The sequence below is a fragment of the Natronincola ferrireducens genome, assembly GCF_900100845.1.
GTDB lineage: Bacteria > Bacillota > Clostridia > Peptostreptococcales > Natronincolaceae > Natronincola_B > Natronincola_B ferrireducens.
In genome coordinates this window covers 73,336-89,197 of record NZ_FNFP01000006.1, presented here as the reverse complement: position 1 = coordinate 89,197, position 15,862 = coordinate 73,336, and the positions used below count along the sequence as shown (strand labels likewise).

13 protein-coding genes are annotated in these 15,862 nt (G+C 37.0%); 1 reads left to right on the top strand and 12 read right to left on the bottom strand.

The genetic code is table 11. The features are described from left to right. Positions 1–376: 376 nt before the first annotated feature. The 4 genes from BLS22_RS11920 to BLS22_RS11905 form a co-directional block, all read right to left on the bottom strand. Positions 377–2,668, bottom strand: a complete 2,292-nt coding sequence (locus BLS22_RS11920; RefSeq protein ID WP_090553986.1) for a bifunctional diguanylate cyclase/phosphodiesterase — start codon at positions 2,666–2,668, stop codon at positions 377–379. A 554-nt stretch (positions 2,669–3,222) separates the two neighbouring features. Beyond that, positions 3,223–4,698: a protein adenylyltransferase SelO gene (locus tag BLS22_RS11915; protein ID WP_090553985.1), complete on the bottom strand. Its 1,476-nt coding sequence runs from the start codon at positions 4,696–4,698 to the stop codon at positions 3,223–3,225. A gap of 255 nt (positions 4,699–4,953) precedes the next feature. Continuing rightward, complete coding sequence (locus BLS22_RS11910; protein ID WP_090553984.1) at positions 4,954–5,337, bottom strand: (deoxy)nucleoside triphosphate pyrophosphohydrolase; 384 nt, start codon at positions 5,335–5,337, stop codon at positions 4,954–4,956. Positions 5,338–5,424: 87 nt separating this feature from the next. Continuing rightward, the gene (locus BLS22_RS11905) at positions 5,425–5,754 is read right to left on the bottom strand and encodes an iron chelate uptake ABC transporter family permease subunit (RefSeq protein WP_280139582.1); all 330 of its coding nucleotides are present in this window, start codon (positions 5,752–5,754) and stop codon (positions 5,425–5,427) included. Positions 5,755–6,022: 268 nt separating this feature from the next. On the opposite strand from BLS22_RS11905, the gene BLS22_RS11900 reads away from it, so the two are divergent. Beyond that, positions 6,023–7,114, top strand: a complete 1,092-nt coding sequence (locus BLS22_RS11900) for a copper amine oxidase N-terminal domain-containing protein (protein ID WP_090553982.1) — start codon at positions 6,023–6,025, stop codon at positions 7,112–7,114. Between the two features lie 237 nt (positions 7,115–7,351). Here the strand turns inward: BLS22_RS11900 and BLS22_RS15175 are convergent, their stop codons facing one another. The 8 genes from BLS22_RS15175 to nikB all read right to left on the bottom strand — a co-directional run bounded on the left by BLS22_RS15175 (position 7,352) and on the right by nikB (position 15,827). Continuing rightward, a complete protein-coding gene (locus BLS22_RS15175) occupies positions 7,352–7,498 on the bottom strand; it encodes a hypothetical protein (RefSeq protein WP_176762164.1) in 147 nt (48 codons plus the stop codon). Positions 7,499–7,505: 7 nt separating this feature from the next. Next, a complete protein-coding gene (locus tag BLS22_RS11895; protein WP_090553981.1) occupies positions 7,506–8,372 on the bottom strand; it encodes a methyltransferase domain-containing protein in 867 nt (288 codons plus the stop codon). Next, positions 8,369–9,922: an ABC transporter substrate-binding protein gene (locus BLS22_RS11890; protein ID WP_090553980.1), complete on the bottom strand. Its 1,554-nt coding sequence runs from the start codon at positions 9,920–9,922 to the stop codon at positions 8,369–8,371. The genes BLS22_RS11895 and BLS22_RS11890 overlap by 4 nt, the downstream gene beginning before the upstream one ends. Positions 9,923–10,094: 172 nt before the next feature. Further along, the gene (locus tag BLS22_RS11885) at positions 10,095–11,690 is read right to left on the bottom strand and encodes an ABC transporter substrate-binding protein (RefSeq protein WP_090553979.1); all 1,596 of its coding nucleotides are present in this window, start codon (positions 11,688–11,690) and stop codon (positions 10,095–10,097) included. A gap of 253 nt (positions 11,691–11,943) precedes the next feature. Then, entirely contained in the window at positions 11,944–12,954 is a 1,011-nt protein-coding gene (locus tag BLS22_RS11880) for an ABC transporter ATP-binding protein (protein WP_090553978.1), read from the bottom strand. Further along, positions 12,947–13,945, bottom strand: a complete 999-nt coding sequence (locus BLS22_RS11875; RefSeq protein WP_090553977.1) for an ABC transporter ATP-binding protein — start codon at positions 13,943–13,945, stop codon at positions 12,947–12,949. Before BLS22_RS11875 ends, BLS22_RS11880 begins: the two co-directional genes overlap by 8 nt. Positions 13,946–14,018: 73 nt before the next feature. After that, positions 14,019–14,888, bottom strand: coding sequence for a nickel transporter permease (gene nikC, locus BLS22_RS11870; protein ID WP_244269540.1), 870 nt, complete (start codon positions 14,886–14,888; stop codon positions 14,019–14,021). Then, the gene (nikB, locus tag BLS22_RS11865) at positions 14,889–15,827 is read right to left on the bottom strand and encodes a nickel ABC transporter permease (RefSeq protein ID WP_090553976.1); all 939 of its coding nucleotides are present in this window, start codon (positions 15,825–15,827) and stop codon (positions 14,889–14,891) included. It abuts the gene before it with no gap. Between the last annotated feature and the right edge of the window lie 35 nt (positions 15,828–15,862).

Sequence of the window (15,862 nt, the reverse complement as noted above, 5' to 3'; positions counted from 1 at the left end):
TCAATAAACTTAATGATTTTTTTCCAAAGCATTGTTTTTGTCTATACTTATATTAAAATCCATATCCTTAATGACTTTGTAGATGACCAAAATCTTTGATTTGCTGTCAGTCACTTTCACAGAGTGCAAAAAAATTGCCACCTACTTTTAGAAAGTGGTGGTAAATGAGGACAATAATAGTATTTTGTTTGAAAATGCCATTTATATTTAAGTTTAATGCCAACTAAAATGTGAACTCCTAGGGAGTTCTATTATAGGAATAAATCCTAATGTATCCCCAGAACTGAAACTTACAGGGGCAAATGACTATCTAAAGGGACTAAAGGATATTGTATCAATAGGTTAGGAGCTATCGGTTAACAACTAGATCTATTTTTTAAGAAAGCCCCTTAACCTCCTGAAGTTTATTAGTATTGTCACGTCTTAACAGTGCTTCAACTTCTGATGCAGGCATAGGTTTGTGATAATAAAATCCTTGAACTTCATCGCACATTCTCTGACTCAAGAATGTAAGCTGCTGTTTTGTTTCTACTCCCTCTGCAATAACATTCATCCCAAGATTTTTTGCAAGGATAATAATGGCTTTAGTGATTGCTTCATCCTTATTACTTACTGCAATCCCATGTATAAATTGTATAGCTATTTTGATTCTATCGATTGGCAATTGTTTAAGATAATTCAAGGAAGAATACTCCGTACCAAAATCATCAAGAGAAATTATAACACCAAGCTTTTTAAGGTCGTTTAAAACTTCAACAATATAACTGGTTTCCTTCATGACAATGCTCTCTGTAATTTCAAGTTCCAAATATTTAGGGCTTAACCCTGTTTCCTTCAGAACACTTTCAACCTGAGTAACTATATTAGAGTCCTGAAATTGATACACAGAAAGATTTACCCCCATACGAATGTGGGGAAATCCAGCATCTTGCCAAGCTTTATTCTGATGACAAGCCGTCCTTAATACCCATTCTCCAATGGGATTAATTAAGCCCGTTTGCTCTGCAATCGGGATAAATTTCCCAGGAGAAACCAATCCTAATTCTGGATGATTCCACCTTATTAGTGCTTCTACACCAATTATTTTTCCTGTATTATGACTGATTTGAGGTTGATAATGAAGAATTAGTTCATTACGCTCATGGGCACGATATAAACAGTTGGTTAACTTCATTGTTTCTGCCACTTGATTTTTCATTACAGGAGAGCAAAAGACATACTGATTCTTACCCTTTTCTTTTGCCTTATACATGGCAATATCAGCGTTTTTAATTAACATTTCTACATCTTCTCCATCTTCAGGAAAAATAGCAACCCCCGCACTGGCTGTAACATAGAAATTCTGTTCTTTTAATTTAAAAGGGTAGCTAAAGATATGCATAATTTTCTTCACAATTCTTTCAAGGTCATTGACATTTGTAAGGTTTTGTATAATGATCAGAAATTCATCTCCACCCATCCGACAAACAGTATCAGCTTTACGGAGAGTATCTGTTAATCTTTGGGCAACCTCCTTTAATAACTCATCCCCCTGATCGTGCCCTATGCTATCATTTACTATTTTAAAAGCATCCAAGTCTAAAAAAATAACTCCAATGATTCTTTCAGTACGTTTACTTATATGTATTGCCTGTTTAAGACGATCAGTAAGTAGCAGACGGTTGGGCAAACCCGTTAAGTAATCATGATAGGCAAGGTATCGCATTTCTTCTTGTATTTTTTCTCCCTCTTCTATCTCTTTACTTATTGATAGGAGCCTTGACAATATGTTTTTGTCTAAAAATATTAACAAGATAATAGTAAAAACAAAACCTACAGCAATTAAGGATATGAGAACATATTTCATTCCATTTCTTCCAATCATACTAGTACTTCTAGGAATTTCTATTCTTAAACCCAATACCGGTTGTTTATAAATATCTTCTAATATTGAATAGGCTGCAATTCTATCCCTACTTAATTGTTGAAATTTTATTGGAAGGTCAGAATTAATAAGTTTAAAGTATTGGGACTCATTTTGATTTATATCATTAATATTTTCTACATCAATATCTAAATCTAACCTTGATGCTAAATCATTAACTACCCTATCATCTAAAAAACGTCCTATTACTAAATTTCCTAATACAGGACCTTCACCGCCACTTGATAAAATGGGTTGAGTGGCTATCAACATAGGTCCTTCTGAAAGCATAAGCAAACCTTCCAATTTATAATCCCAGTCAGTATTGCCCAGTACATTGTTTTGATCTAAATGTTCCTTCAGGCCCTCCGGTAGAGAAGTGAATACTTCATTTGACAAGTCCATTCCTTTTGCAAAAATATATTCCCCCCATTGGTCTATAAATATCATTAGGTTCAGCTTCTGGTTTAAAAAAGTATTCTCATATAAATGATCTGTACTATACTCTTCATTCTCATCTTCAACAAATTTATAGGTATTAGCCCAGTCAACTGCAGTTTTTGATAGTAAAGTCAAATCATATTCAATAGCTTTTTTAAATCGTTCCATATGTTCCTGTGCATATCCATTGTCTAATTTATTTATACTGCTTGACAGAATTGTATTGAGAATAATAAAAATTAATACTATCAATCCAAAAAATAGTAAAGTTAAAGTAACAATTGTACGATTACGCAGAGATTTAAACCCATGTTGTTTTTTCATTTTTCTGCTCCTCCTTTTTAAAAGTTAACAATATGATATTATGCTACTAGCCTAAATCAGGTGGCATTAAAATTTTAACTAGTCTTGTGTAATAAAAAGGAATCTTTTATGTAATAAAACCCTTCAGTTTATTACTCTCAATATAACAATTGCAAAAATCCAAACCCTTAATGGGTTCTATAGGTGAATTTTGGTTGTTCATAGTGCTATAGTCCTATTTTTATTTAATTGCATAATAACATAATTTAGATGAAAAAATTGTAGAATTATGTATTTATAAAATATTTTGTAATTTTATAGGTTATTAAATCAAATTTAAGACAAATTTGTCGGTTAAACAAAAAATCCCTCAAATCTATCTGAGGGAATATAAAACGCGCTTCAATATTTACTTTGTATCCTGTAAAATCTTTGATTTTTCTACAAACAAGAAAAGTCTCACTTCCCATTCTTTGTTATGTTGGAATTTTTTATCATCCTATCTATGCCCTATATCTTCACAGCTTATCAATAGAAGACGTTTTAACCAAGAGAAGAGAATTATCCGTTTCTATTTAAGTGCCACAAAAGGTTCGATAGTGGCAGGCTGACGGTGCAGGCAGCGTAGAGTACTCAGCCTGTTGAGGAGAGTGGGCATAGGGGTTTGAAAGAACATCTAGAAGCCCTTCCATCAAACTGTAGTCTCCTTCTTTCACTGCCGCTTCTAGTGCTTCTTCTACCCGATGATTGCGAGGAATCACTGCAGGATTACTGTTTCTCATTAACTGCTGGGAGGAGGCTTTTGATTCCTGCTGTCTGCCTAGTCTTGCCTGCCACAGTTCATACCACTGAGTAAACTCTGGAGTGCCAAACAGCACCGTATCCTCTAACTTATCAAAAGTTAATGCTATAAAGGTATTGGTATAATCTGCATGATATTTCTTCATCATGGTAAGAAGATCTTCAACAAGGGATTTATCCTGTAGTTCTTCGTTAAATATCCCTAACTTCCCCCTCATTCCCGTGAGCCAATTACAATGATATAAATCAGTAAAATTTGAAATGGCATCCTCAGCTAGTTTGATGGCCTCCTCCTGGTTGTGATGCAGCAGGGGCAATAGGGTTTCAGCAAATCTGGCGAGATTCCACCCAGCAATCTGGGGTTGATTGCCATACGCATAGCGGCCGCGAAGGTCAATGGAACTGAATACCGTTGCAGGATCATAGAAATCCATGAAGGCGCAGGGCCCATAGTCAATGGTTTCTCCACTAATGGTCATGTTGTCGGTGTTCATCACCCCATGGATAAAGCCAACCAATTGCCATTTTGCAACCAGTGCCGCCTGACGCTTAATCACCTCCTGGAGTAAGGAAAGATAGGGATTTTCAACAGAATCAATGGGGAAAAAATGTCTTTGCAATGTATAATCAGCTGTAGCCCGGAGCTCCTCAGTAGTACCCCATTTTGAAATATATTGAAAGGTGCCAACCCGTAGATGACTGGCAGCTATACGAGTCAAAATTCCGCCGGGTTGATGGGTTTCCCGGATTACTGACTCACCGGTTGTCACCACTGCTAGGCTACGGGTGGTAGGAATGCCAAGGGCATACATCCCTTCACTAATAATATATTCCCTCAACATCGGTCCAAGTGCCGCTCGTCCATCTCCCCCCCTGGAATATGGTGTTCTACCTGAACCCTTTAGTTGAATGTCGATCCGTTGGCCTTGGGGGGTGATTTGTTCCCCCAGCAGCAGAGCCCGCCCGTCCCCTAACATGGTAAAATGTCCAAATTGATGTCCTGCATAGGCTTGAGCAAGAGGCAAAGCATCTTCAGGAATCTGATTCCCGGCAAGCAGGGCTACGCCGTCATTGCTTTGGAGGAATTCGACCTTTAACCCCAAAGATTCTGCCAAGGAGTGATTGAGAACAGCCAACCTCGGTGAGGATACAGGTGTTGGATTGAGCCTGGTAAAAAGTAATTTTGGCAAACCAGCATAACTATTGTCTAAATTCCATCCTGTTTGTATTACTTCTTTTCTCTTTGTCATCGTATCTCCTTTGCTCCTTTTATATTTTTGTAGCTTAGTCTTTTTCTCTAGGATAAAACAAAACCCATGGGATTTTATGATGGTTGTATTTATCTACCTTCTAGGTAAATACAACACTACACCTTCTAGTGTCTGCTTTTGGTTATTTATTATTCCCTTTCTCTGCAAAGATAGCTTCTCTTAAATGTTTTTATACCTATACTGGAATCATAGATAGTTAGTTAATTTTTATCTTATTTAACCTAGTATTAAAATCTACACTATCCCTTCTAATTTCTTTATAAAAGGTATATCAGCAGGAGCAAAATCGTAATATTTTAATTCTTCTATTGTTACCCATTCTATTTTTTCATGCTCTAATACCTTTAAATCCCCTGATATCCATTCTGCATTAAAAGCCATAAGTTTTATACTGCCATTTGAATATTCAAATACAGTTTCATCAAACATTTCTTTAACATCTATATCTATATTTAATTCCTCTTTAATTTCTCTTTTAAGACTTTCCTCAGCTGTTTCCTTAGCTTCAACTTTTCCACCTGGAAACTCCCATTTAAAACTCTGAGATTTATTTCTATTCCTTTGAGCAATTAGTATTTTTCCTTCTTTTTTAATAATTGCCGCACTTACTTCTATCATGTAATCACCACATTTTCTTAGTAAATTTACTTTAATCAATATTTATTACAAAACTTAAATCCTATTTTTAAAGTTCCTCTACTATTTTTATAATATCTTGGCTACCCCTATTAATTTTTTATATAAAATACCTATGGATTTCATTACTAAATACATTACATATTCTTTCCAAAAAACCTTCAATTTTTCCTCTTTATAGGAAAAAACATTCTCTTTTACTACTATGATGGATATGATTATTGCTATGGGCATTTCCATATTTTGTAGAATAGACCTTACCATCACACCAGCCAGGACTAGCTTGATAGAGGTAATCCTCCCACCCATTCCTGCTAAAGTAAAAACCACCATTGATGCAGTTAAAGCCCCTATAAACCCGCAGAAGGTTACATTTGTGGCGAATAACCTAAATTGTATAAGATAGTAAGAAAGATAGGTTGGATCATTGACCCCCTTACTATCTAGTTCCTTTCCTATTTTTAAGAATTTAATTAAATTTTATGAATATTTTGTTTTTTATTTTACTAAATTTCTTGTGGGGATGTTACTTAAATGTTATAATATAGAATATATTACCAAATATTTCCTAAAGTATTCGTGTCAAAATTCTTTAATGTGCAATTAATAAGTATAGTAAAACTTGAACCCTGAAACCCAAGTAAACCATTAAAAAGGAGTGAATGCTATGCAAAAAAGAATGATCCTTTCTATTCTGTTGGTCTTCCTACTGATCTTTAGTACATTTACAGTGTATGCAGACAACATGGTAGAAAATAGTAATCGAGGTGATGATCTACCGATTATCATTGAACTCACCATCGGTAACACCATAGCCATGATTAACGGAGAAGCCATCACTTTAGATGTGCCTCCTTTTATTGGGGAAAACAACCGTACCCTAGTTCCCCTCCATTTTATTGCACAAGCCCTAGGTTGCGAAGTAGAATGGGACAGCAAAACCAGCACCATTAGTATTGTAGATGAATATGCGGTCCTTGTAACTATGAACGTTGATTCTACAATCGCCAGTGTCTATGGAGAAGAAGTGGAACTAGATACCTCCCCCATCATCCATGTTCCCAGTGGCCACCCCATGGTGCCGGTAAACTTTATCAGTACCACCCTAGGTTATACTGTGGGATGGAATCAAGAAACTCGTAGGGTTTCCATCACTGGTGCTCCTGTAGATGTAGTAGAACCCGTCTCACCTGAAATTAATCAGCGATTTCTAGGAGTAGTGGTAGGATATAATGATATAGATTCTACTGTAAGTATGCTGATCAATGGCGGATTGACAGTTTATCCCACAGAAGAGATTCTTTTTGTTGATGTGGTTGAATCTTGGGACCATTATAGTCATTGGGGACTTTACGAAGCAGGGGTTGATGCTGAAGGCATTATGGTTACTATTGAGTATGGAGAAGGTGTTGTAGATACGGTGGGTATTTTTGCCGATTTCTATACCGATAAAACCTTGGCAGATGTCCTATCAGTTGAAGGAAATACAATCACCTTGATTGGTGTGGAATATTTTTTAGATAGTGATGATCCCGATGATCTTCCTGGATTTTCCACTAATGTAAACGAAAACCTCACACCCGCTAACGGTGAAAACATTCAGCTAGCCAACGATGTTCTAGTTTATGTTGAGGGCGAAGATGGTCTGTTTGTGGTGGGGGATGTCTCTATGATTCAGTCAAATCTTTACGATTACGTAGAGTTTTACGATGTCGATGGTGACTTGATTTATGACATTGTCATTGTGTGGCTCATCTAAATTTATTGTACATAATCATATAAATAAGCGTCAATACAAAAGCCACAGGCAGTAAAAATGCCTGTGGCTTTTGTATATTCGTTTGTATATTCTCGAAACCAGAGAGATTATCTGTTCTTCAATCTCTCAAATATTTCTATGGGAACGTCTATTTCCATTCCTCCAAACTAACTTTTTACTCTCTTTGAACAGTAGCTTATTCTAGTATTATCTATGTCCTTAGCCTTGTTGCCATTTTTAGCATAGCCTAAGCCTACTTCTTCCTCTACTTCCAACGTCTCTTAAGGTATCCTTTAAAAGATTCTTTAAGAAAGAATAGCTATCTCCTATAGTTTTAACATCATCCTCCTTAAGGATTTGTCCTATTATTTCCTTACATATCATTGATTAGTTATCCTTCCACCGACCAATAAACCATCCCCAGTTTCATCTTGGTTTCAGTTTTAAATAAACCATTTTCTATTTTACTGTCTACAAAATCAGCTATTTTTTTCCTAACATCAGGTGTGATGTCGGTATAAAGCCAGAAGGAATCACATAAGGAAGTTATGGCTTCTTCCCGTTTCTTTTCCCTTGAAAAGGTAATATTAATATATTCCATTTGTGGGGAATAGCCTAAATTGTATAAGATATAAAAGGGATAGATTACATCGTTAGCCCGCTTACTATCTAGTTCCTTTCCCAATAATAGTCTTCCTACCTCCCTCCTGGTATTGTCCTCTACTCTACCAGAGGTAGAAATTAAACAACAATACTTTCTGGAGGCAGCATTCATCTTTACTAGAGTTTTAAGGTTTCTGATTCCTGGGTTTAAAGAGGAGAAAACCAAATCAAAATTTTTATGTAGATTTTCCTTCTTTAAATTTACTTCCTCCCAAGGCTTTGTCAATACTGCTATATTCTTTAAATTATTTATACGGGCCTTTTCCTTTAGTATGCTACACATTTCTGATGAACTATCTAATGCCGTTACTGCATTTGCTATCTTTGCCATTGGAATAGTATAGGCTCCAGTACCGCTTCCTAAGTCCAATACATTGGTATCAGAGGTAATCATTTTACTTTTAATCAAGTAATTCATTACTTTTCCAACCCTATCTTCTTCTTGGCCCATCATATTGCTATCATATTTATCTGCAACTTTGTTCCAATAATCCTTAATTTCTTCTTCACTACGAATTCTCATTTTAAAGTATGGGGCAGAGGTCAATGCCTCTGCCCAAGCTTCATTTCCAAAAAATATCTCTTTTTTTATCATTTTATTTCAACCATCCCTAAATGAGGCTTAAAGTTCACATCTAATTCAAAATTATTTACTTTTTTATTGACGGCATATAAAGTAACATCATGATAAATAGGTACTACTGGACCTTCTGTAGAAGCAATCTCTTGTAGTTGTAAATACATCTCACGTCTTTTGTCGGCATCTCTTTCTACAGCGGCCTTTGTAATGAGTTCATCTACTTGGGAATTATTATAGCCATAGCTTCTACTCTTGTTTAAGTTTCCTTCTGAAAACATATGGGTGCTAAAGAAGACATTTGGTTCACCTGTCATTAGAGTAAAGGGACCTATGGTAATGTCGTAATTACCCTCCTGCAATCTTTTTGCCCACTCACCAGCATCTACCATTTCTATATCAATAATTAAGTTTAGTTCACTTAATTCATGCTGCATAATTTCCGCTATTGCTTTATAGGGCCATCTGCTCGAAATCCCTGAATGTAGTAATAGCTTTACTTCTGCTTCTTTTCCTTTAAGAGCTTCTTCCACTAACTCCCTTGCCTTATCCATATTATAGACAGGTGCTACCCCTTTATTTAACCAGTTTACAGCTACTGGAGTAATAACGCTTTCACCAGGGATACCATAACCCTCTAAGACAGTATCCACCAATAGTTGACGATTTAAAGCATAACTTACTGCCTGTAACAAATTATTATCCTTGAACAAATTATTTTGGTTAAAAAATAGATAGTGGGTTGTACCAACTAATTTGGTCTTTAAAATTAAATCGTTATTTTCTTCTATAATTATTGCCTGCTCTGGCATCACTGCCCCTACATCTGATAAAGCGTCTACTTCACCGCTTTGTAAGGCTGCTAATCTTGTATTAGGATCAGCAATAAATGCAAAAATAACTTCCTCTAATATTGGTGTATTACCCCAATAGTTTTCATTTTTCACCAAGATAATGGACTGATCTGCAATGTACTCTTGAAAAACAAATGGTCCTGTCCCTATAGGTGCTACGATATCATTATTTTCATCAAAAGCTGCTAAACTAAACATCGCACCATCATGATAAGCCACCATTCTAGGAAACTCTGGCATGGGCACTTCATGGGTAATCTCTAATGCATATTCACTGACTACTTCGATATTGGTTATATCTCCATAGGTAAGCTTTGTGTTTCCTTTTCTAGGATGATTTAATAATCTTTCTAGGTTATATGCTGCCACTTCAGCATTAAAGGGGGTACCATCATGGAAAAATACGCCTTCACGCAAATCAAAACGCCATGTTTTTCCATCCTCTGATACACTCCAGGATTCCGCCAATTGAGGCATAGGTTCCAACTGGTCATCTAAGTAAGTTAAAGATTCCCATACATTGGTACTACCATGTAAATAAGTGGGACTAGCTGGTCCTTCATAGAAATCTCTTCCTACACCAATCACTAATTTTTGCTCTATTTCCTCAATAGGAAGATCTGTTTCCCCAGATGTATTGTCGTGACCTCCACAGGCTGTCAAAAGCAATATTAATACCATAAAAATAATTAAAGATTTTATTTTCTTTATCATTCTAGACACTCCCTCACCCTATATTTATTTCACCACTTTTAATCCCTATCTTTTAGCTATATCCTTATTACATCTTTTACATAATACTAAGGGAGGTCATTAAGCTCTACCTCCTCAAGTAAATCAGCTGCAATTTAGAGGGAACATAAACTCCCTCTAAATTTAGTTTGCTTTATCGTATACTGGTCTTTGTTAATCCCCTGAAAATCTGCCATGTTCCTGTCGATATTTCAAAGTCTTGCACCTTTTCATTCATTACCATGACATTGTTTCTGTGGAAGACCATTAATACTGATGTATTTTCTAAAATCTCTGCTTGGATTTCTCGATGGAGTTTTAATCTTTCTGCTGTATCTAGAGAAAGATGTAGCTTTTCAATCTTTGCATCTAGCTCAGATGATGTATAGATGGTATAGCTTGAATCACTATGCCAATAACCTCTTAGGTAATGACTGGTTGGATCATCATGGGGAACTGACCATTGACCGATCATGATCATGTCATAGTCCTTTTCTGTCAAGGCTTCCCTAAGGGCACCCCCCTCTAGATGTACTAATTCAATCTCCATACCAATATCCTTTAACTTGTCTTGGATAACAGCGCTTAATATTTTGTCCTCTTCATTTTTAGCACCTAAAACAAGTCTTGCTTTTAGAGGTTCACGGTTTTTCTCTAAAATACCATTTGCATCTTTATCTTCCCATCCTGCTTCCCTTAACAGTTCCTTTGCCTTGTCTACATCATATTTAGGTAAAGAAAGGTTGTTATCCATATACTCCCCATAGGCTTGAGAGAAGAAATTCATGGGAGCTTCTGCAAGATCCTCTAAAAGTACAGGTACCATTTCATCAAAGTTGATGGCATGGGCTACTGCCTGTCTTACTTTTATATCATTGAAGGGTCCTTCATATACGTTAAAGAATAAAACCTCTGATGTTTGACTCATTTCCTTTACAAGCTTCATATTGGGTTGAGCCTTTAATCTTTGTACGGCTGTTAAGGCTTCTCTACCACTCATCATATCAATTTCTCCTGCCTGTAGAGCCATGGCTCTTGTCTCAGCATCAGGAATAACTTTAAATGTAATTTTTTCTAAGATAGGTGCACCTGCAAAGTAGTCTTCATTTCTTTCCATAACAAACTCACTGTCGGTTGTCCAGCTAGTCAGCTTAAAGGGTCCTGTCCCGATGGCCTCTATCACATTGCCTTCCTCATCAAAGGCCTTAGGGCTTACCATAGCTAAAAAGGGAGGTGTTAAATCCGAATCAAAAGTATATACTGGCTCCTTTAAATGTACTGCTAAAGTATGGGAGCCTACTACTTCAACCTCCTCCACTGCAGTTAACCATCCTTTACCGGTACCTTCTTTTCTTATGTCTAGATTAATCTTTGCTGCCTCTGCATCCCAAGGACTCCCGTCATGGAATACAACATTTTGTCTTAACTCAAAGGTCCATATTGTTCCATCCCCACTCGTTTCCCAGGACTCTGCTAATCCTGGAGACTTTTTAAAGTCCATATCCAATTCTACTAGATTATTATAAACCAAAGCACGAACAAAGTCTGACATAGAACTCCCTGGATCATATCCTTTTAAATCAAACTGCTCTCCTATAACTAAATGTTGAGGAACTGTTACTTCTGATATTTCCTGTGCTGGATTGGAGGTTTCACCTTCCTTTCCTCCACATCCCGTTAAAACCATACCTGCTATGAGTACTACAATCATTGTTAAGCTAAAATATTTTTTAAACCTTCTACTTCTCATTTGTATCCTCCTTGTTGCATATTTTTAAAAAATTGTATATAATTTCAGCCGAATTTTCAGATCACTGCAAAGTCATTTTTTGTCATCCTAAGGGTTAGCAAAGGATCTTGATGGATTGAAAATATGATATTCTTCAACTTTCCTTCACAATGACAAGCAAAAAAACTATAATTTTTCAGTAGTCTCTAAATTCCTTATATTTTATGGATAAATATTATCATCAAAAAAATTTCTTGTATCCCTATTGATAGTGTTATGCTACAACATGGCAGGCTATCTGATGTCCTGGTCTCACTTCCTTCAGAGGAGGTTCTTCCCTGTTGCAGATTGCTTCACGACATTCACACCGGGAGTAAAATCTGCATCCCTTCCCAATATCCATAGGATTTGGGGGTTCTCCCTTTAATTGCTTATTTTGTAGCAAAGTCTTTTCTCCCCCTGCTATAGGTACTGCCTGCAATAACGCTCTGGTATAGGGATGCCGAGCTTTTCCTATCAAGGTTTTGCTATCAATACGCTCAACAATTTTTCCTAAATACATTACAGCCACTTCATCACTAATGTACTTCACTGCTGCTATATCATGGGAAATAAATAGGTAAGATAATCCAAAGACCTCTCTAAGTTTTTTTAGTAGGTTTAACACCTGAGCCTGAATAGAAACGTCTAAACTGGCTGTAGCTTCGTCACATAGGATTAGCTTTGGTCTTAGGGCCAGGGCCCTAGCAATGGTAATTCTTTGTTTCTGTCCTCCACTAAATTCATGGGGATATCGATCTAAAATCTCTTCTCCTAATCCTACTGTATGTAGTAATTCAATAACCTGTTGCCTACGCTCTTCTTTACTTCCTATATGATAATTGGTTAATGATTCCTTAACAATGTCCTCTATCTTCATCCTAGGATTTAAGGAAGCATCGGCATCTTGAAAAATTCCCTGCATATTCCTTCTCATATTTCTTAAGCTTTGGCCCTTTAGATTGGTGATATCCTGTCCATCAAATAAAATTTTCCCTGCTGTAGGTGCCTCCACCTTTAACACTAACTTCCCTAGAGTACTTTTTCCACATCCACTTTCCCCAACCAATCCCAGTGTCTTTCCCTGATGGATAGTTAGAGATACATCATCTACAGCCAATAATTTTTCTTCCCTCCTCAGAAAAAAGTTTTTTTCAAGGGTATACTGTTTGGTCAAACCAGTGACTTGCAGCAATATTTCTTCATCGGTGTTGGTGACATTAGTATAGGGCTGTTGATTATGCAATGTAGTCCTCTCCTTCTGTATAGTTTGATGAATTCACTCTATGACAGGCTACCCTCACCCCTTCTACCGTTTCTACAGTTATGGGCTTTTCAAGTCTACAAAGATGACTAGCATATTGACATCGAGGGTGAAAAACACAGCCTGAAGGCAAACTATTGGAAACAGGGGGGGTCCCCTCTATAGATACCAGCTTTTCTTGATGTTGGCTTAATGTAGGGATAGAACCTAGCAAAGCCTTGGTGTAGGGATGGGTAGGATTTTTAAATATTGTTGATGCATCCCCGTATTCCACAACAGAACCGGCATACATGACGGCAATAGTATCCGCCACCTGATATACAACCCCTAAATTATGGGATACTAGCATAATGCTGGTGCCATAGTTTTCCTTTAAGTCCCGCATTTCCTTAAGAATTTGTGCCTGAACAGTTACATCTAATGCTGTAGTCGGTTCATCTGCTATCAATATCTTAGGTCTTAATGCAAGGGCTATAGCAATCATCACCCTCTGTCGCATTCCTCCACTTAATTGGAAGGAGTATCTATTCATAATTTTTTTAGGATTAGGTAAGTTTACCTTAGCTAGCATCTCTTCTGCTATTTGCCTTGCCTGTTCTTCATGGATTTCAAGTCTAGAAGAAAGGGTTTCTATAAACTGACTGCCTATTTTCCTCACTGGATTTAAAGAAGTCATAGAGTCTTGAAAAATCATTCCTATTTCTCTACCTCTGATTTTTCTCTTTTCTTCCTTAGATAAATGAAGTAAGTCCTTTCCTTCAAAAACAAGTTCACCCTCAAGAATTTTTCCAGCTGGTGGCAATAGGCCTAAGACACTACGGGAAAGAGTAGTTTTACCACATCCGCTTTCCCCTACAATACCTAAAACTTCCCCAGTCCTCAGCTGTAGACTAGCTCTATTAACAGCTTTAATTCCTTCATTAGTGTTGGAAAAGGCTATTGACAGGTTTTTAATATCTAATATAGTGTCCATCTTTTTTCAACTCCTTTACTTAAAGTATTGATTACGATAGACTAGCATTTTATTGACTAACTTTGAAAAAACATTATGTATTTTTAGGATCGTATATATCCCGCAGACCATCTCCCAATAAATTAAAGGCCATGACTACTAGTAAAATAGCCCCTCCAGGGAAAAACATTACCCATGGAGCCGTCTGCATATAGGCTCTGCCATCATTAATCATAGCTCCCCATTCCGGTGTAGGGGGTTGTGCCCCTAACCCTAAAAATGACAGTGCTGCAATTCTTAAAATAATTGCCCCTACATCTAAAGTAGCTAAAACAATAATAGGTGAAATCATATTGGGTAAAATATGCCGTAGAATAATAAAAAAATGTGAAGTTCCACAGGTCTTAGCTGTCTTGACATAATCCTTCTCCTTAATGGATAATACCATACCCCTTACGATTCTTGCATAACCCACCCATTGTACAGCTGCTACAGCAATCATGGTATTTATAAGACTGGGTCCTAAAATTCCAGCTATTGCTAGAGCTAGGATAAGTCCAGGAAAAGCCAGCAGTATATCTATAATGTGGCTAATAAAAGTATCCACAAATCCCCCTATGTATCCTGCCAATACTCCTACTAAAACCCCTATTGTTAACACAATTCCCAAGACAGCCACAGCTACCGTCATGGAGGTTCTTCCTCCATACAGGACCCTCGTAAAAACACATCGTCCTAGGTGATCTGTCCCCATTGGATAGGTTGAACTAGGTGGGTTAAGTCTTTCCATTAAATCCACCTTGAGGGGATCATTTGTAGTTAAGCTAGGTGTCAAAATAGAAATGATGATAAAGATACATAGAATGATACATCCTAGTACTGCCATTTTATCTTTAAAGAACCTATGCTTGGTTTTCATTCTTTTGATTTCTTCTTTTTGTAGGTGAACTATCTCCTGTTGCATCTACATCTTCCTTCCTACAGAAATTCGTGGATCCAATAGTCTATAAGATATATCAACAATGAGATTGGCAAACACGAAAATCGTAGCCATCCATAAAACATAACCCTGTATCACGGGATAATCTCTATTAAAAATACATTCTACTAAAAATTTTCCAACCCCTGGCCAAGCAAAAATATTTTCTACAATAACAGTGCCTCCCAATAAATGTCCAAAGCTCATACCAAAGGCTGTCACCACTGGAATGAGAGCATTTCTTAAAGCATTATTTATAATAACGATATTTTCTTTAAGGCCTCTAGAACGGGCTGCTAGAATAAAGTCCTGTCCCAAAACCTCCAGCATACTGGCTCTAATCAGCCTGGCATAGGTTGTAGCCATTCCTATCCCAAGGGTAAAAGAGGGTAAAAACAAGTGTCTCAAACTTCCTCTCCCCATCACAGGAAAAATAGAATGCTTTACAGAAAAAAAGTAAATCAACATCAAACCCAGCCAAAAGGAGGGTATGGAAGCTCCAAAGAAAGCAAATAAACGACTTATATGGTCTACCCAAGTATTTTTAAAGATTGCTGATAAAATCCCTATGGGTAGGGCTAAGACAATCATTACCAGTAGGCCTCCTATTGTCAATTCTATAGTGGCTGTCAATCGTGTTGCTATTTCCTGTGCTACCTTTCCGCCGGTTCTAAAGGATCGACCTAAATCTCCCCTCAAAACATTCTTTATCCATCTTCCATACTGTACCATAAAGGGATCATTGAGCCCCAACTGCTCCCTTAGAATTTCCACCTCTTCCCTAGTGGCCTCCATCCCCATTTCTCTCAGGAGTAGTTCCGCTGGATCCCCCGGTATCAACTGACTTAATCCAAAGGTCAGTATAGACACCCCAATCATAACAAAAATTAAATGTAAACTTCTTTTAAGTATGTAATCTATCAACTCAAACAACCACCCTTCAAAAACAAAAGACTTGC